Annotated in this window: 9 protein-coding genes and 1 pseudogene; 4 read left to right on the top strand and 6 right to left on the bottom strand. The window is 65.0% G+C overall.

From position 1 onward, the window contains the following. Positions 1 to 5472 precede the first annotated feature (5472 nt). Positions 5473 to 5670, top strand: a complete 198-nt coding sequence (locus JE024_RS38790) for a hypothetical protein (RefSeq protein WP_205378686.1) — start codon at positions 5473 to 5475, stop codon at positions 5668 to 5670. 1061 nt (positions 5671 to 6731) lie between these two features. Here JE024_RS38790 and JE024_RS38785 read toward each other — a convergent pair. From JE024_RS38785 to eccD, 5 genes are all read right to left on the bottom strand, one after another. Next, entirely contained in the window at positions 6732 to 7022 is a 291-nt protein-coding gene (locus JE024_RS38785; protein WP_205378685.1) for a hypothetical protein, read from the bottom strand. A 440-nt stretch (positions 7023 to 7462) separates the two neighbouring features. Further along, positions 7463 to 7780 (bottom strand): WXG100 family type VII secretion target, encoded by a 318-nt coding sequence (locus JE024_RS38780; protein ID WP_205378684.1) that lies wholly within the window; start codon positions 7778 to 7780, stop codon positions 7463 to 7465. 46 nt (positions 7781 to 7826) lie between these two features. Further along, positions 7827 to 8174, bottom strand: a complete 348-nt coding sequence (locus JE024_RS38775; RefSeq protein WP_205378683.1) for a hypothetical protein — start codon at positions 8172 to 8174, stop codon at positions 7827 to 7829. 169 nt (positions 8175 to 8343) lie between these two features. Beyond that, positions 8344 to 9789 (bottom strand): type VII secretion protein EccB, encoded by a 1446-nt coding sequence (eccB, locus tag JE024_RS38770; protein ID WP_205378682.1) that lies wholly within the window; start codon positions 9787 to 9789, stop codon positions 8344 to 8346. Positions 9790 to 9806: 17 nt separating this feature from the next. After that, entirely contained in the window at positions 9807 to 11222 is a 1416-nt protein-coding gene (eccD, locus tag JE024_RS38765) for a type VII secretion integral membrane protein EccD (protein ID WP_205378681.1), read from the bottom strand. A 311-nt stretch (positions 11223 to 11533) separates the two neighbouring features. Here eccD and eccCa point away from each other — a divergent pair, with 311 nt between their 5' ends. The 3 genes from eccCa (at position 11534) to JE024_RS38750 (ending at position 18372) form a co-directional block, all read left to right on the top strand. Continuing rightward, on the top strand, positions 11534 to 15472 hold the full coding sequence (eccCa, locus tag JE024_RS38760; RefSeq protein ID WP_205378944.1) for a type VII secretion protein EccCa: 3939 nt from the start codon (positions 11534 to 11536) through the stop codon (positions 15470 to 15472). 733 nt (positions 15473 to 16205) lie between these two features. Next, positions 16206 to 17663: an NF041680 family putative transposase gene (locus tag JE024_RS38755; RefSeq protein ID WP_205378680.1), complete on the top strand. Its 1458-nt coding sequence runs from the start codon at positions 16206 to 16208 to the stop codon at positions 17661 to 17663. A gap of 127 nt (positions 17664 to 17790) precedes the next feature. Beyond that, complete coding sequence (locus JE024_RS38750; protein WP_244883694.1) at positions 17791 to 18372, top strand: hypothetical protein; 582 nt, start codon at positions 17791 to 17793, stop codon at positions 18370 to 18372. 60 nt (positions 18373 to 18432) lie between these two features. Here JE024_RS38750 and JE024_RS38745 read toward each other — a convergent pair. After that, positions 18433 to 19036 (bottom strand): annotated as a pseudogene (locus tag JE024_RS38745) (transposase); the annotation flags it as partial. Positions 19037 to 19101 lie beyond the last annotated feature (65 nt).

Below are 19101 nucleotides of genomic sequence, written 5' to 3'. Positions count from 1 at the left end.
TCCTGGCTGACTCCCCGGTGCTGGTTCTTGATGTTGGAGACGATACGGCCTAGCGGCACCTCACGGCCTTGCACGTGCTGAACGGCACCCCACGTTGGCCGGAGCTGTCGGTGTCCGGGATCGGCAGCACGCCAGGCACGCAGCGCCTCGATGAGGAGCTCGTCGGAGACGATGTCCCCGCCTCCGAGGAGGCCAGTCCGTTGTGTGGAGTGGGCTTGAGCGAGCAAGTGGGAGAGTTCGCGCGCCGCTTCGTACCCGTTGCGGTGGTACTCCGCAGCCACAAGCGTGGTGACACCCTCGCGCAGCCAATAACGGCGGGTTCCACGCGGCAGCCATTCGCTGTAGAGGTCGTGTTGAGAGCGAACCAGGTTCTCGACTCGCCCCCTGAGCCACTCCCGCTCATTCTCTGACAGCGCCTGATCCGCAAGATACGACCGGGCTGCTTCGACCAGCGGGGGGTGCTCTACGCCCTGGGTCTCCGTAGTCTTCGTGGCGACTGCATGATCCACGGCATCGATTAGGCGCGCGAGCAGCTGCGGAAGAATCGTCGGTGTATCCCGGACTACCCGTTCCGCGTTTCTCACACCCAGCAGAGCGGTGGCGAGTGCCGCCAGAGCTGTTTGCACCGTGGAGGAGTCCGCGGGCACACCGTTCGCGACGTCTTCATCCTGCAGTTGTTCTGTCAGATGCCGCTGTGCCACGCCGGCCAGCCGCTGTGCGCTAGCGACCAAGTGTGCTGAGGGTTCAGACACACCGAACCACAGACGTGCCCAGGACCAGGCGGCGAGATCTTGTTCTGACGTCGGTGAGTCAGTCGCCTCGGGCTGGCGGGGCAGGGATGCAGACTCCCCTAGATCGCCCTCAGTGGTCGCAGCAGCGTCATGCCGGGCGGTCGCCTGCCTCGCAGAAGGCACAGCCATGGCACGCGTCGTGTCTCCACCCAGCGCCAGAGTTGAACTCGATGTTGGGGGGTCGGGTTCAGTGACTGGATCCAAATAGAAATGCCGACGAGTGAGTGGCACTGCGGCAGATCGTGCATCACGCCAATGAGCACTCTGCGACAAAAGCAGCAGGTCCAAGTTCCCCTGGTGTACTGCCGACTGCATTTCCATGTTCATGGGGCTTGCAATGCTGGGGGCATCGCTGATTAGCGCCCCGAGTAGTTGCAGGTGGCGAGTTCGGAGGCCGAGGAAGGGGAGGTCGTGCGGTGCCGGCTGTTTAAAGTCACCCATGAGAGTGCCTGCGACGTGCGAGCGCCCCTGCTTCTCGTGAGCGCGGTATTCGTCACGTAGACCAAGCTGGTGACCTAGTTCGTGCGCGTACTCCATGGGCAAGGCATCTGGCCACCAGTTCGTCTGATGCATGACCTGGTCGCGACCAACCAGATTAACCAGGAGATGATGATCTTCAGACGGCTGCACCTTCTCCACCGTAACGTGCAGAACGCTTCCGTCAGGAAGGTTGTAAACTGGTTGGTTGAAGAATTCTGTTACTCCGTACTGCAGCGCCGACCATACGTAATCAGAATCCTGGGCCGACCCCCGAACGGCGACTCGCACAGTTAGGTCGGCCACCGAAATGCCCTCGACACTAAACGTGCGAACGTCAAATGCCGACGGCACGCCGAACCGAGGTGCAGGGTTGCGCCTGCGGCGGGGCGCGGTCAATTTATGGTGACCCCGACCGTAATTTATCGTACGCGGGCTACGAGCGCTGAAGTGCTGCTGCATGGAATTTTCGATACTGCTGGCTGACTGCCCGTGCAGGTTGCCACTCGTATGTCTAGACCAGAGACCGTTGTCAGTGTGTGAGCCGTACAGTGCCGCCTCGAAAGAGGTAGCGGATCCGGAAGCCGTGAAGTACTGGGCCCGGTCAGGGGACTGCACCACAGTCTCGATCGACGGCGGCCAAGTACTTGGCTCTGGGAAAGCTCCAAACTCTGTGTCACCGGACTGGAGCATCGGGACTATTCCTGAGGGCTCGGCGGGCCACATGACGGCAGCGTCTGTAGCGCCGTTCCAGAGTGGAACGAGATTCTGGGATCCGCTGACAGATCGCGTGGATGGCTCCCACTGAGCAGCAGGTCCGAGAGAAGGCCAAGTGCTCCGCGCATGCGACATGATGCTGGGTAGCGAATCCAGCCCTGGTACGGGGAACGACAGCACTGATTCCGCGCGCGCAACTGCGCCCCCTGGCATGGGAGCGTCCCACGACCGGCCTACAAAGTGCAGGTCACCGGCAATGACTGGATCCGCCGCCTGCTCGCTCTGTGAGTCGACCGCGTAAAAGTATGGAGCGCTGCCTTCATCCGGCAGCGGCACCGACCGGCCGGAGACCGCAGCGTTCAGACCTGGCTCCAGGGGCGACCACACCTGATCGGAGATCGGGTTCGCCAACTGGCGTAGGGAGCTAACCGCCGAATCCGTGGCAGATCCCCTTGCGACGCCTGCCAACTGATCCGCAGGATGCAGGAGTTCCCCGATCAGTTCGCTCCAGGCGTTGGCCTCCTGCGCTCCCATGGCGGTCAATCCCGCCAACCGCCAGGAAGCATTCACCACCTCAGGTGACGCCGTCTGCTGCCCACTCCAAATGCTGGCGAAGATCAGGCCCAGCGGCACCAGACGCCCACCGACAGGCTGCACAAACTGAGCCGGCGGGACCCATCCCTGCACACCAGGATTCTGGGCACGCCACGCCTCAAGCGCGCCGATTATCCAATAGTCCGACCATGCTTCCCCTGCAGCAAACAGCTCTCCGGTCGTTCCCGAGCCTGTATCAAATGCCTGACCTGTATGGGAGGAGCCCCAGGACGGCCCAGCGTGTGCTGCCGGCCCGCCGATGAAACTCAGCGGGGACGACTGCCCTCCGACGGTAGCGGCCGATCCATGCCCTACAGTCTGTGTAACTCCGCCGGGGTATGACCAGGTTGAGGCAGCCGGGCCTGGTTCCGTGACCTGGTCTTGTTGTCTGCCTGCACTGTCAGCGAGCTTATCTTCCTCAGGCGCGATGCCCCACTCCGCTGCACGTATGCGGCCTGCCCGCTCGAGTACTGCAATCAGCGACTGTGACAAATCATGGTTACGTCCCAGCTCGTAGAGGGTTCGCCCGAAGGGCACCTCCTGGCCGCGGATGACCACCTTCGCAGTACTGGGCGGTGGCGCACCAACGTTCCGGGGATCGCCATAATAGAGTTCAAGCGCTTCAACTAGCAGAGCCTCGGGCCATGCACGCCTCCGTGCTTGAGCCGGATTCGGTGTCACTCGCACGTCGGTCAATTCCGCCAACACATCAGCCAAATCCTGGCTAACCCCCCGGTGCCCCCTGGCGATGTTGGCCACAAGCCTGCCAACAGCTACTTCCTGTCCGCCGACGCGGACTACCGTCGTTACTCTCGGGTTGCGTCGTGCGGGTTCTGCTGCCCGCCACGCGCGTACTGCTTCCGCCAGGAGTTCATCAGATACTAGCTTTCCACCCCCGAGGAGACGGGTGCGTTGTGTGCGGTGTGCTTGAGCCAGGGCGCGGGCGAGTTCGAGTGCTGCTTCAGATCCGTTGCGGTGATGTTCCGCAGCCACCAGCGTGGTGATGCCTTCGCGTAGCGTGTAGCGCTGAGTTCCGCGCAGGACCGACGGATCGTGCAGGTTGTGTTCGGAACGGACCAGGTTCTCTGCCCGGCGTATGAGCCGCTCTCGCTTCTTCTCTGAGAGTGCCTGCGCGGTGAGGTAGATCTGCGCTGCCTCAACCAGGGGCGGGTGTTGCACTCCAGCGCTGGCTGAACTGTGGGCGGGGAGTGCCTGCTCGACGTCACCAACCAGGCGCACCAGCACTGCGGGCAGAACCGCGGGCGTATCCCGCGCGACTCGTTCGGCGTCGCGTACTCCGAGCAGCACAGTCGCCAGTTCCGCGATGCCGGCTGGCAACGACGTAGGGCTCTGCGGACGACCACTAGGCGCCTCTGCGCCCAGGGGATGGCCTTGGTGTCGTGCCACTGCCGTGATCAACCGCCGAGCGCGGACCACCATCTCGAGGGAGGCGCGGCCTACCCCGAACCACTCATTCGCCAGACGCGTGACGTCAAGCGCAGGTTCAGCAACGGACGGCGACAACTCCGGTGTTCTCAAGCGATCAGCTGTCTGGCCATTCCCCAGCGCACCACCCGCAGAGGCCGAGACAGCCCCGCCGACCTGACCGCTCGTGGCTGGCGTCGAAGCAGCACCCCGAGCGACCTCGTCCTCAGCGCGTGCCAAGGTGTGATCAGGTGCTATCCACTGTGTCGCGCGGTCATTGCCTCCTACGGTGGCGTTGCGTCCTTCGTCGTCACCTCGTTCGTCAAGACGGGGCAGTGACTGTGTTTCCCCTGACGACGTCGTCTGCGTAGAGGCCGCAGTGGGCGCCTGATTCTCGGCTCTCTGCCCCTCCCGCTGGTTGTCGCCAGTTGCTCCGGGAGTCGCGGCGGACTCCATCCGTATATCCCGATCGCCCACCGGCGCAGGGGTTGTGGGCGCGAGTGTTTGACCCGTCCGATTTGCTGGCCGGCCATGCGCGGTCCGCTCCACCGAACCCGCGGAGGAAGTTGCATTGGCCGGTCCTTGGGAGGTAGCGACAGGCCCGGGGCCCGAGGGGCGCGTGTCGGTCCCAGCATTGGACACGCCACTGGCTGACATCAGCCCGGTCTGGCTCGCTGGGGACTCGTCGACTCCCTCCGTATGAAGGCTCGCCTGCTCGCCGGATGCGGCGTTGGTCTGCACCCTCCGACCATGATCGGAGGGCGAAGCTGTGGCTGACATGGCATGCGCAGAGTCAAGCCTGGCAGTCGGGGGGTCCGACGGCGTGGGCACAGATACAGATAGGTGATCAAGGTCTGAGGACGGCGAGCCCTGACTTTGCTCTCCCGCGCGGGTGAGGTCGGAGGCAGCGGTGTCTGCGGCCGCCTGCAGACCACCGGACGGCCGCTGTCCCATGCCGGCAGCGGTCTGGGACGACACCCCTTCCGCCGGCCGGGCGTTCGGTGCTGCCGCCGTCCCTGCCGCTGCACCTTGCTCAGTTGGCAGTCTCGAAGTGGAGGAACCTGCTCCCTGCCCGCTCGCGGCAACCGGAGGTGTGCCAGGAGCATTGCTCGGATGCTGTATCGGTGGCGCTGAACGGGCTTGCACACTGGTCGCTGGATCTGTCGCCGTGCTCGGCGTGGGTGAAGATGTAGGCGTAGCAACCTGCTCGCCAGATCCTGTGTCCGTGCCAGCCAGGCCCCCGCGATCGCTCTCAGTCTCCGTCGCTTCAGACGCAGCCTCCGGGCCGGAGGTGTTGCTCAGCAGTGACTCGACGCGAGTTGCAGATGCTTCGCTCCGCCCCTGTGTGTGAGCCTGTACGACGGGTTCCGTCACCTTGGCGGCAGCTGATGCTGGGCCGCCAGCTCCACCGTGAGCCTTAGGGCTGTCGACGGGAGGTGTTCCTAGCGAGGCTGCGGCGGGGCTTGGGGTGTTGTTGCTGGTTGTTGCCGGTGGCGTGGTGCCGGGGGCTGTGGCCGGTGCGGTGTCGATGCTGTGCGCGTCCGTGTCGTGGCTGGCGGCGCTGGTGGTCTGGGTGCTCGTGACGATGCCGCCCGCCACCCTGGTGACCGGGCCGGTTTCGGTGCCGGTCGCGGTGAGGTCGGTGGTGTTGACCACCGACGCCTGATCGGCGGTGGTCCCCGCGTCACCGGAACGGACGTCACCCGTGCTGGTGGCGACGCTCTTGATGCGGGAGATGCTGTCCTTCAACGCGAACGCGCCGGCGACGACGCCGGCGGTGAGGACGCCTTCGGTGACACCGCTGATCCCGGCGCCGTAGAACGTGGACGCCTCGACCTTCCACCGGCCGTCGAACAGACCATTGGTCACGAACTCCGCACCGGCTTCCGCGGCCCCCTCGGCCACGAACGCACCCGCACCCGCACCCACCGCCCGCACCCCGTTGCCAGCCGTGAACACCCCCCGCGGCGCAACCTTCACCGCCACGTCCCCCGACACATCCTTCACCAACGGCCGCCCCAACCGGCCCGTCAACGCCTTCCCGACCGTCCCCGACAACACCCCATGGAACGCACCCGCCAAACCACCCACCACAGCCGACCGGGCAATATCCCCCAGATCAAACCCCTTCGGACGACGCCCCTCAGGCCCCGCCACCATCAACGCCAGACGCACCGCAAACGTCTGGAACGCCTCCTCGAACGCCTCACTCAACGACGGCATCAACCGCGTCCGACTCAACAACGCATCCAGCACCGTCAACAAAAACACCCGCGACCGCAGCATCGCCACCGCCTGCTGCCCCGCCGACAAACCCCCCGAGAAGAACGCCATCGCCGCCAACACCGCCAGCTCGATCAACAACCGAACCAGCTCAGCGACCAACTGCCACTTCGACTCCGTAACATTCATCGACGTCCGGACCCGACCATCAGCAATCCGGTCCAACTGCCCCGCAAACTCCCCCAAAGCATTACGGCCGCCATCATTCACCAACAACCGCATAGCCCGCACATACGCCGCACCCGCCTCCCCCGGCAACGCACGACCAATCCCACCAACCGAGCCCTCAATCGTCCCCGACAGATCCCGCGCCCGCCTCGCCAGACGAACATAAGGATCATGACTCGCATAGCCACGATCCTCATCCGCCTCAAGAAACCGCTCACCGGTCAAAACAAAGATCAGCCGCTGCAAATCCTCAGAGGGCTCAATCGCCATACACGCTCAGCGCCTTCCCAGACCCTCGCTCTTACGCGCCTCCTCACGGACAGCGTCCACCACGCCACCCTGATGAGACTGAATACTCTTCACATTCCCCGCCGTCGCGTCAGCAGCCGACGAAATCGCCTCCGCAACCGCCCGAACCGTCTCGGACGCCGCCTTGTTCTCCGCCGCCACCCTCGGCTTGTTCTCCCTCGCGAAACTGTCCCCCTCACCCTCCCAACCCCGCGTCACAGCAACAGCAGCCTCAAAATCCCGCATCATCTCCTGCGCCAGGCCGGCAATCTTCTGCATCTCCCGCAACCCGTACTGCACCCGCGCCGGATCAGCCGAATACGACGACCCACCCACACCCGACACCGGCACCGACGGCACCGGAACCGCCCCCGACACCCCACCACCAGAACCCGACACACCACCCGCACCATGCTCAGGCACAATCAACCCTCCTCATCCTCAGACAACTCATCCCGCAACCGACCACCCACCGAAAACCCATCAACACCCTCAAGGCGCATGTTGACAGGCCGGGTGCGAGACGGTCCGCCCTTCCACGACGCATCGACGGCCTGCATCCGGGCCGCTCACCTGCATGGCGCTATTGCTGGCGACGCTGTTCACGCGCTTCCTCACGGAGTGCGTGCTCAGCGTCGCCGCGGCCCAGGTTTGCCCGGATTATGACCGTCGGAGCGTCGGGTGGTCGGGGAGAGGACGGAGCCGTCTCGACCATGCCATTAGCCGATCTGCACGTTCTCCCAGCCCTGGCGCAGCTTCCGCTCGTTGAGGTCGTAGCTTGCGCCGATGTCGTCCAGCAGACCACCGTGGCTCGCAAGAATGGCGTTGAGCTTTTCCGCCGCGGCGTTCCACTCACGCTGCTTGACGTAGTAGGCCTCGCGGTCCTGGCCTTCCCAGCTGTTGACGAGCGGCTGCAGGCCGGTCTCCAGCTGGGCAAGGCGCTGACGGATTGCGGTCGTGATCTGCTGCATCGATGTCACTGCTTCGCCGACGCTGCCGTAATTGACGTGGACGATGCCGTCATCACCGTAGGGCATGTGTGAACCTCGCTTCTGTGTGCTTTCCCGGAGGGGGTGGGTGTGATCAGGGTGCGAGTCGGCTGAAGATGGCGTTGGCACCCGAGTTGTTGCGGGCCTGCGTGATCATCTCCTGGGCCGCCTGCTGGTTTCCGGTCTTGGACCGCAGGGTCTCTTCGAGGGTCGCCTGCATTTCGTCGAGCTTGCGGGCGACGACCTCGCACTGCGTGAGCCAGTCGTTGAGCAGACGACCGAATTCGGCGCCGTCTGCACCCTGGTAGCCGGGAAGCAGGACGCTCTTGACTTCCTCAACAGAGGTCCGGCCTCGCCGGACGTCACCGGCGCCATCGCTGAGGGCGCTGATGCCCTGCTGCGTCTTCTGAAAGTCAAACGTCTGCCTGCCAGTAGCAGCCATTCTTGCCTCCTGTTTCTTGGTTGCGATCGCCTTCCGCTACGCTCGGAGAAGGCGATCAGTCATGGGTACGAGTGGCCCGGTCTGCAGGTTCGAGTGGGGCATCACATTGGCCCGTTCCTACGTTGGCTTCAGCACTTTCGTGCCCGACCTGGCCTCCCTCGCCAGCCGTCTAGCTACCGGCCTCGTCTCCTGGGCATGCCGACGTGATGGGGCCTTTGACACCGCTCATCGCCGTGACGGGGTCGAGATCGGGTCCCGTGGGCAACATCGACAGAAGTGGCGACGGCAGAGTCTGCGCTTTGGTCTCGGCATAGCCGAACGCTTCGATCGCTTGCTGCGTGAGCAGGTACTTGGCTCCGTTGTCGGACACGAGGTAGGTCGATCCGCCGGCTGGCCGACCGCCCGCCGTAAGCGCCTGCACCAAGACCCCACGTCCAGGGCGTACGACGATACGGTCCATCTGAATGCACGATGACTGAACGCTGCCGGGTTCCACCTGCGCAAAGGGGGTGAGCGACTTCACGGGCACCAGTTCTGTGGACACGCGGGGTGTGCCGCTGCGGGGATCGACACGGTTGCAGACGGACTGCCCACGAGGTGTTGGTGTTGCTCGCGGCGGCGACAGGGGCAGGCCGGTAGCCACTTCCCGGCCGTCTGCACCTGGTGCCTGATTTTCCTTCAGTTCCACTGTTGCCAGCCGGATGGGCTGCGGAGGGAGGCCGCCGTACGCCTCGAGGCGCGTGGCGGGACTGCCGAGCACGAGTGCGGCCTGGGTGTCTGTGAGAGGCACAAGCCCTTCCCGCTTGAGCAGGTAGTACTTGGGAGCCGACCCCGGCACCTGCACTTGGAAGACCTGTCCCAACCTGCTTTGAGCGCCACCCAGAACGGGTCCGATGGCTCCCCGATCCTGCACTGGGGGCGGGCTCAGGTCGGGGCCGGGGGCCAGGACTTGCAGAAAGGCTGCTGAGACGGGGCGTGGGGTGATCGATCCGTATCCGAGGGACGCACTTGCGTCACCATCCATCTTCAGTCGCTGTCCCTGCCAGACCAGGTATGTGGTGGCAGCGTCCGGGCCGATCACGATCGCGCCTTCGTCGGCTCCCAGCCTTCTGCCATCGGCTGGGGCACCCGCCACCAAGGCCGTGGAGAACTTACTGTCGATGACGGAGCAGACCTGCCACGCACCGGCTTCCAAGTCCTTCTTGTCGGGTATGGAGTCTGGGGCGTCAGGTATGCCGACCGGCAGGCCCACCGGCTTTCCGCGCAGCGATGCGGTGCGCACGTCGTCGGTCTTCAGGCCCTTTCCGCCGATGAGCAGAGCGGAGGAGTAGTTGCGGACGGGGCGGAGTTCGTCGTTGACGAAGAGGTAGCGGGCTCCGGTGTCTCTGTTGACCACCAACTCTTTTCCACTCAGTTGGTGGCCTCCGGGTTTGATGAGGCCGAACACGACAGCGCCGGCAGCGATGACGACGGCGATGACGAGCCCGAATACGGTCCCGCGTGTGGTGCGTCCGAGAGGGCTTTCGGGGGCGTCGGGTTCGGCGAGCAGCATGCCGGCTGTGAGCCGGTTCATCAGGAAGGCATGTGCCTGAACCTGGTCTCGTTTGGATTGCATGTCCTGCTTCCCTGTGGTCAGCCGTTGATGGCCCGGAGGGTCCCGAAGACGCCGAGCGTCCACAGGGTGAGGGGCAAGAGACTGATGGCGAGCATCGTGTGGAGGATTTCGGCGGCTCGGCCCCAGTGGGGCACGATCCGGCGTCCCGGTACCTTCCACGAGATGATGGCCAGGGCAACGGCCACCACCATCAGTGCCAACACCAGGATGATGCGCTCTTCTGCCTGGAGGGATTGTGACCAGGCCAGGAGGAGAATGCTGATTCCCCAAGCACCGGCAAGGACGAGGGAGAGACGGTTCCACACGTTGACCATGCCGCGGCCATGCAGCAGCAGGAGTGCCGTCAGCACTGTGGCGGTCCACATGGCGGGAGTTCCACCGTGGAGGACGAGGGCCGTCAGGCAGCCGATGCAAACCATTGCAGTGCCGCCATAGAGCGCGGTCATCCAGACCGCGGCGCGCGCCGTTCGCGCGGTCACATCTCCTGTGTCGTAAGGGTCGATTCCTTCTTGCAGCTGCTGTGGATTGGTGGGCAGTGCTGGCATGCGCATTCCAGCGAACTTGAAGGAGATGGCTGGAATGAAAGCCCCGAAGATTACTGCCAGTGCAGCAATTGCCGCCGAGGCGGCACCAATAGGTATATCGAAGGCGAGTTGCACGGCGCTGGCCGCCCCGGTAGCGGCAGCTGCCAGGGCAGACATCAGAAAGATCTCGATGTGTGTTCCTGCGGCTGCCACGGCGAGGACAGCCCCGCCTGCGGCTAGAGCTGCGGCAGCCAGCAGTTGGGCGCTGAAGGTGCTGGGAACCTCTGTGCCGTTGATGTCGTATACGGGCAGCAGCCAGCCGGTGAGGCCGAGGTAGAGGACGCCCATGAAGCCGAAGGTTGCCCCGACGGTCGAGTCGCCCATCGCTCGGCTTGCCGCTGCAGCCGCGAGGAGTAGCAGCACGCTGCATCCGGCGACTGCGAGAAGGCGGACGAAGCCGCCTTCGCTCGACAGGGCGAGTATGGCCAGTCCGGCAGTGAGGGCAAGGCCCAGCAGGCTGCGCAGCAGGCGACGGCTGGCTTCCGGGCTCCATCGGCGCTGGCCGTCACGAGTGGCGGTGGCGATGCCGTCCACGAGGTCGTCGAGCCGCACTGGCGGCAACTCGTCGTTGAATGGCCGCAGATAGAGCACCTCTCCGTCGCGGAAGTCATGCGAGTCGAGGGTGCTTGCGTCGTCGAGTGGTGCATCGCCCAAGCGTTGGAGTACCCAGCCGCCGTGATCCAGACCCTGCTCCTCCAGGCTGCCGCCCTGGTCGCTCTCGCCGGCGTAGCGGAGGACCGTGGGAAGCAGGTCGGCCACCGGGACGTCAGCGGGGACTGCAAGGTCAATGTGCCGTGAGGGGGCGCGTACGGTGATGCGGCACAGTCCGGCAGCGGAGTTGTCTGTCATCGCAATGGTCCTCTGTTTCCCTGAACCTATCGACTACGGCCACTGGAAGCGGCTGCCGTAGATTTGAGAGGCAGAATACTGGCGAGTGTTCTGGAGGACTGTAGCGTCCTTGCTCCGGACGCAGTTTTCCGCACATCAGCCAGGACATGCGACCCGAAAATACTCGAAGGTTTTCCCACAATTACCCTCGTTTTTCAGGATGGCCTGAGATGCAGTCAGCCAGCCGTACGGTTGGTTAAGTCTCTGACAAAGGAGCCGTTGCGTTGAGCGTGATCCTCTTTCGCCGCCCGGCCCGGCGGCGTGGCCCAGACATGCCAGACGGGGAGCTGAGCATTCAGGAGCCGCCAACGCTGCCGGAGACCGTGGCGGACTCATCCGCTGTATGGACATATCTGCCGATGGGCATGATGTCCCTCTCGATGACGGTGATGTTCATCCGCCCAGGAGGCTCGAGCAACGTATTCACCTACGTTGCCGTAGGCATGATGGTGCTGGCGTCCGTCATGATGGTGATCGGGCATGTAGCGCGCCAGGGCAGCGACCGGAAGAACCGGTTGGGCGGCGAGCGGCGTGACTACTTGCGCTACCTGTCACAGATCCGGCGAAAGGTGCACAACGCAGTCATCGAGCAGCAACTGGCTCTCGCATGGCTGCACCCGGCGCCCACCACCCTCGCGTCAATGGCTCGCACAAGCCGGCTCTGGGAGCGTCGCCCCAAGGACGACGACTTCGCGGAGGTTCGGATCGCTGTCGGCGATCAACAGCTCGCGATGCGCCTCACTCCCTTGTCCACCAAGCCGGTAGAAGACTTGGAGCCGCTGTGCGCCCACGCGCTTCGCCGCTTCATGCGGGCCTACAGCTCGGTGCCCGACCAGCCGATCGCCCTCTTCCTTCGCTCCTGGTCGCGTGTGTCCTTCCGCGGGGACGAAGACGCCATTCGCTCTGCGGCTCGCGCCATGGTGTGCCAACTCGCCGTGTTCCATCCGCCCGAGGAACTGTGGATCGCGCTGTGCGTGTCCGACGAGAGGCGGCAAGAGTGGGAGTGGGCGAAGTGGCTGCCGCATAACCTGCATCCCCAGGAACAGGACGGCGCCGGCCCCGCCCGGCTCATAACCAACTCGTGCAATGCCCTCGAAGACATCCTCGGAGCGGAATTCACCGAACGCCCGGCGTTCGATCCGGAGGAACTCCCGGCCAAGAACGAGCCCTTCACCGTCATCGTGGTGGACGGGGGCATTGTGCCCGCGGGCCACCGTCTGGACACCACAGGCTTCCGCAACACGGTAGTGCTCGACCTGTCGGGTGAACTGCGCTGGCGGCCCGGCCGCACAACACTGCGCCTGGACGTGCAATCCGATGCGATCGACCTGGTTCGCACCGACCGCAACCGTAAGGAACAAAGCACATTCCTCGGCCGACCAGACGCCGTCAGCCCTATGGCAGCGGAGTCGTTGGCGAGGCTGCTGGCCCCCTACCGGATCAGCCTTGGCGCGGACGTCACAGAGCCTCTGGCAGGTGACGTCGAGCTCACGACGCTCATCGGGATTTCAGACCTGACCCGGCATGACCCAGCAGCCTTCTGGCGACGGCGCAGCAATCCGTCCGAACGGCTGCGCGTGCCCATCGCCGTCGGCGCCGACGGTGTCCCGGTTGAACTCGACATCAAAGAGTCGGCCCAAGGGGGTATGGGGCCGCACGGCATGCTGATCGGGGCAACCGGATCGGGAAAGAGCGAACTGCTGCGGACACTGGTGTTGGGCCTCGCACTCACCAACTCTTCCGAGACGCTCAACTTTGTCCTCGTGGACTTCAAGGGCGGTGCCACATTCCTCGGCCTGGACGAGCTCCCGCACACGTCAGCCCTGATCACGAACCTGGCCGACGAAGTGGCGCTCGTGGAGCGCATGCAGGACGCCCTGCACGGTGAGCTGATCCGCCGGCAGGAGGTGCTACGAGCCGCGGGCTACAGCTCAGCCCTCGAGTACGAGAAGGCGCGAACCTCAAACCCACAGCTCGCACCCCTGCCTAGCCTATTCATCGTGGTGGACGAGTTCAGTGAGCTGCTCGCCACGCACCGCGAGTTCATGGACCTGTTCGTGATGATCGGCCGCCTCGGTCGGTCATTGGGTGTGCATCTTCTCCTTGCCTCGCAGCGTCTGGACGAGGGCCGAATGCATCAGCTCGAAAGCCACCTGTCGTACCGGGTCGGACTGCGCACGTTCTCCGCGATGGAGAGCCGCGGAGTGCTGGGCGTGCCTGATGCCTACGAGCTGCCCCCGCAGCCGGGAAGCGGGTTCCTCAAGAGTGGTGTCGAAGCACTCACCCGATTCCGAGCAGCGTACGTTTCCGGCCCCTATCGTCATCGCAGGGGTGCAGTGGCACAGGCCCGGGTGGCCAGTCAGGTGGTTCTGTGGACGTCAGACTGGGTGGCGACACGCGCGCCAGCCCCTGAACCCGAAGCAGAGACCGAGGAATCCGGCGACACACTGCTGTCACTCGCCGTCGAGCGGCTACGCAATTCCGGGCCGCCCGCCTACCAGGTATGGCTGCCTCCGTTGGAACAGTCACCAACGCTCGACTCCTTGCTGCCGTCCCTCGCACCCGAGCCGGAGCGCGGTCTGACTGCGGCCGACTGGCCGGGAACAGGCAAGCTACGAGTGCCCGTAGGCCTTGTCGACAAGCCTTTCGAGCAGCTGCGAGACCTGCTGGTCGTCGATCTGTCCGGCGCAGGCGGGCACGTAGCGGTCGCCGGCGGCTCGCAGAGTGGAAAGTCGACCGTCGTCCGGTCTCTTATCGCGGCACTCGCCCTCACGCATACCCCGCGCGAGGTGCAGTTCTACTGCCTGGACTTCGGTGGAGGTGCCCTGTCCGGCCTCGTGGGCATCCCTCATGTCGGCGGCGTAGCGGCTCGCTTGGACAGTGAACGAATCAGTCGGACTGTGGCCGAAGTAGTGGCCGTGCTAGACCGCAGGGAACAGTTCTTCCTGGACCACGGGATTGACTCCATGGCCTCGTTCCGCCGCAGGCGGGCGGCGGGCGACTTTCCAGAGGAACCGCACGGCGACGTCTTTCTCGTCGTGGACGGCTGGCAGACAGTCCGCCAGGACTTCGACACTCTGATCCCCACCTTGAACCAGATCGCTACCCGCGGCCTCAACTACGGAGTCCACCTGATCATCGCCACCACTCGGTGGATGGAACTGTCCGCACAGATCCGCGACCAGGCCGGCACCAAGCTCGAGCTGCGGCTCGGCGACCCCATGGACTCCGTGGTCGACATCCGGAAGGCCGCCACGGTCCCACACATTCCCGGCCGCGGCCTGACCACCGAAGGGAAGATGCACTTCCTGGCTGCTCTCCCACGCGTCAACGGCCAGGAGAACATGGAGGATCTGACGGACGGAGTCATCGCTCTCGTTGAGGGGATCGCGGAGCACTGGGCCGGTCCTCCCGCGCCGCCCGTACGCATGCTGCCTCACCGACTGTCCGTCACCGAACTGCCGATCCCCGAGCTGAACGAGGGACTCCGCGTACCCATCGGGCTCGACGAAGAGGTTCTCGCCCCTGTCTGGCACGACTTCAGCCGTACCCCCCACCTGGTCGGCATCGGAGACACGGAAAGCGGAAAGACGAATCTCCTCCGGCTCATAGCCAAAGCCATCACAGCACGCTACACACCTGACGAAGCCAACATCCTCATGGTCGACTACCGCCGCGGTCTCGTCGACGCCGTGCCCGAGGAATACCGCCTCGGACACGCAGTCTCCATGGATGGCCTCAAGGAGCTGGTTGAAGGCTCCGCCCGAGCGATCAAACTCCGCCTTCCCGGGTCCGACATCGCACCGGCGCGCATGCGCCGCTGTGACTGGTGGAACGGTCCTCGCCTGTTCGTCCTCGTAGACGACTACGACATGGTTGGCGGAGGCACGTCCTTCGACCAGCCGTTCGGACCACTCTTCGACTTCCTCCCTCTCGGCTTCGAGGTCGGACTGCATCTGGTGGTCGTTCGTTCCTCAGCTGGCGTCGGACGGGGCGTGGGCGACCAGTTGCTCAGGCGCCTGGATGACGTGAACACCCCAGGACTGTTGATGTCGTGTCCCCCGTCCGAGGGATACCTCTTCGGCAACGTGAAGCCACGCAACCTTCCGCCAGGACGAGCTCAGCACATCGTCCGACGCAAGTCGACGCTAATACAAACCGCTCACGTGGCGGGTGACTCGCTGTCCGTCGACGATCAGGGTGCCGCCTAGCGTCCGGCGCGCTTGAGGCCATCAGGCTACGGACTCCTGAAGGAACGACTCTTCGGGTGGGTTGCCGGTCGTTGGGGTTCGTCAGCCAGGACAGGGCATTCGAATTCATCACCCGCTGCCTCGCACTGTGACGGGCAAACGAGGCCTCGCCTTCGCGAGGCGGGAAGGCGGTGCCGGCCGGCCCGGCCGGCACCGCTCGTGCGAGATGGTCGGAAGCCGCTCCGAGCCGCCACCGTTCGCTTCCGTTGTGCCAGTGGCGCTGAATACATCGGGAGAAGCGGCTCAGCCGACGACCTTGCGGGTGATCGACGGCGGCCTGCCGGGCGTGGTTCCACCCCCTAGCCGTCGGCGATGCAGCCGACTGAAAACAGCATGAGCGGTGACCTCGTAGCAAATCGCAGGCTTGTCGTGCCTCGTGACCGACACACGGTGACTATGAAGCGGTGGAGCCCGCACGGGACCGCGTGTCGCCCGCGGTGGTCGACCGCGTCGAGTTCCTGCGGCCGACTGCCACGGGAGCGGGTCCTTTCCGCTGTGAGCCTGATCAGCGTCGTCCGGGGATGGGGCAGACAATGCCGCATCGTTTCAGTTAACTTGATCTTTAACCTCGGAGCCCGAACGAGTCCTCGCACTTGATCACTCGGTCCGGTAACTGCCCTACGTGCGGGCGGCCTTCGGCTGAGCATGTGATCCGACCAAGGAACACACAACGCTCAGCACGAAGGCCGTGGGGATGAGTCTGGCGCATCATGTTGTCCGGCAGGATCCGTTTGCGGGACTGTCACGCTTCCGGGGTGAGTTCTACTCCTGTCTGACCCGGCGTGCGGACGCGCTGTTCGAACTTGCGGACGCGGTGTTGTGCGCCGATGGGCCGGTCCGGTCGCTGGTGGAACTCTCGCTGGTGGGCGAACACCGTCGTGGACACGGCGGGCTCTACGATGCCCTGTCCGCAGGCCGGGTCGATATCGTCCGGCTACGACGGGCCCTGGCCGCGGTGCCTCTGCCGCGATCAGCGGATGGCCGGCTGGTCCTGGCCGCCGACTTCACCTGCTGGCTGCGGCCCAACGCACACACCTCACCGCAGCGGATCCTGTGCCACACCTACGGCCGGGGCAAGGACCAGCACATTCCCGTTCCCGGCTGGCCGTACTCGGTGATCTGCGCACTGGAATCAGGTCGAAGCTCCTGGACCGCGCCGCTGGACGCGCTGCGTCTGGCACCGGGTGACGATGCCGCCACCGTCACTGCCCGGCAGATGCGCGAGCTCATCGAGCGGCTGATCGAGGCCGGGCAGTGGAAGGACGGAGATCCAGAGATCCTGATCGTGGTGGATGCCGGCTATGACGTGCCCCGCCTGGCCTTCCTGCTGAAGGACCTGCCGGTGCAGGTACTGGGACGGATGCGCTCGGACCGGGTCCTGCGCCGCGCGGCACCGCCCCGGGAGCCTGGGGTTCGAGGCCGGCCACCCCGCCACGGAGGGGAGTTCGTCTTCGGTGACCCGGCCACCTGGAACACTCCCGATGCGCAGACGGTGACCGCAACCCGTCTCTACGGCACCGCCACCGCCCGCTCCTGGGACCGGCTCCATCCAAGGCTGACCCACCGCTCCGCCTGGACCGCCCAGTTGGGCGCCCTGCCGGTCATCGAAGGCACCGTGATCCGCCTGCAAGTCGAGCAGCTGCCCAGCGGTGCCACACCGAAGCCGGTCTGGCTGTGGTGGTCGGGCACCGACGCCACCACAGCCGACGTCGACTGTCTGTGGCAGGCGTTCCTGCGGCGCTTCGACATCGAGCACACCTTCCGCCTGTTCAAGCAGACGCTCGGCTGGACCTGCCCAAAGATCCGCAGCCCCGAGGCCGCAGACCGCTGGACCTGGCTGATCGTCGTCGTCTTCACCCAGCTCCGGCTCGCCCGCCCCCTGGCGGCAGACCGCCGGCGGCCGTGGGAGAAACCGTCCCCGCCCCACAGGCTCACCCCCGCACGAGTCCGCCGCGACTTTCGGCACCTCCGGCCGAAGGCCGCCTGCCCAGCCGAAGTACCCAAATCTTCCCGCCCCGGCCCCGGGCGGCCACTCGGAAGCAAGAACACCCGACCCACCCCACGCCACGACGTGCACACAGTCGGCAAACCAGGCTCCGCGATACAACGAACCAAGAAGTCAACAACCCCTCGCCCCCGCCGCACAGGTTAAAGATCAAGTTAAGGGTTGTCCCGCAATGCTCGGTGGCAAGGCGGACAACCTGCTGTCGGCGGAGGCTGGGGCGAGGATGAGCGGACCCGCCTATGCTTCCGCCATGCAGCAGCCTGGATCCATAGCGATGACCGACGATGACCTGGTTGCGGCGTTCCCACACCAGCTGGCCAGTGACGTTCGGGCGGTGTTGGCGGTCATGCCGGAGGCCCGGAGCGCACCCGTGTCGCCGTTCTCGGTGTACGTGGGCGATGAAGCCGTCGCCATTCCGTATCGGATCTATCAGGATGAGCTGCCCGACGACGTGGTGCGCGCCCTGACAGGGGTGCAGCAGGCGATCCTCCACTGCCTGTACTCACGGCACAGCGACGGGCTGGTCCGCCAGCGTCACCTGGAGCAAATCGCCAGTTCTGACGATCCGTGGGCGGTGCCGTTCGTGGTGCAGTTGGCCGGCGAGTACGTCTTGGAGATCCTGAAGTCCATCCAGCACGGCCTTTCCGACCTGCCCTCTGAGGGGTCCGCCCAGCGGCTGGCATACGGAGACTTCATCGCACGCAATCCGGGGTTCTTCGCGCGGACCGAGCGCCGGGTGGTGAGCTACTGGTCCTGCTACTACCGGTGGAAGTTCCCCGTGTTCGGCACATACCCGGGCTGCCATCTGCTGGGGCTGCTGCGGGCCGCCGCAATCGACCGCACGGGCAGGGCATGACCCCGTCACACCCCACTGGACCAACGGCGAGATGGATCCGTGAGATGAACACCGTCGCCGTCACCCGGTGAGTGCGAGGTTGTGCAGGTGAGCGATGCCGAGGCCGCGTGGTGGACGCCGTCGCCTTTCAGTCGGCAGTCGCGAAGGATCTTCCACGTTTTCATGCGGGCGAATACGTGCTCGACACGGGCCCGGACCTGCTTGTGGGGCTTGTTGTGCGTCTGCTTCCAGGCGGGCAGTTCCTGGTTCTTCGCATGGCGGCGATGTGGGATGACCAGCCCTGTTCCCCGGTAGCCGCCATCGGCGATGGTGGTCGTGGTGCCAACGGCGGCTTTGGCGCCGGACTCGGTCCAGGCCCGCCAGTCGTTGCGGTTGCCGGGCAAGGGCTGGCCGACGACGACGATCAGGCGGGTGCTGGCGTCGATGACCAAGGTGGTTCGTGGAGTAGCGGATAGTTCTTCGACTGCTCCGCGATCTTGTGGTCGCGGGTGGGCACCAACGTGCCGTCGACGATAAGAACTGTGTCCCTGCGGAACCGCTTCCTGGCTTGCAGCGCCAACAACGGACCGGTGCGGCCGATGATGCGATCGGCCGCTGACTTCGAGATCCCGAACAGCGGAGCAAGTTGGCGCAGGGTCAGATGGGTGCGCCAGTACGCCGTGACGCGACGACATCCACAAGGCCTTCCTCGGCTTCGCCCCTGCCTCGTCACGTATCGACATGTGTAAG

The organism is Streptomyces zhihengii (genome assembly GCF_016919245.1).
Classification (GTDB): Bacteria; Actinomycetota; Actinomycetes; order Streptomycetales; family Streptomycetaceae; genus Streptomyces; species Streptomyces zhihengii.
The sequence above is the reverse complement of the archived record's forward strand: the minus strand, read 5'-3'. Positions and strand labels throughout refer to the sequence as shown.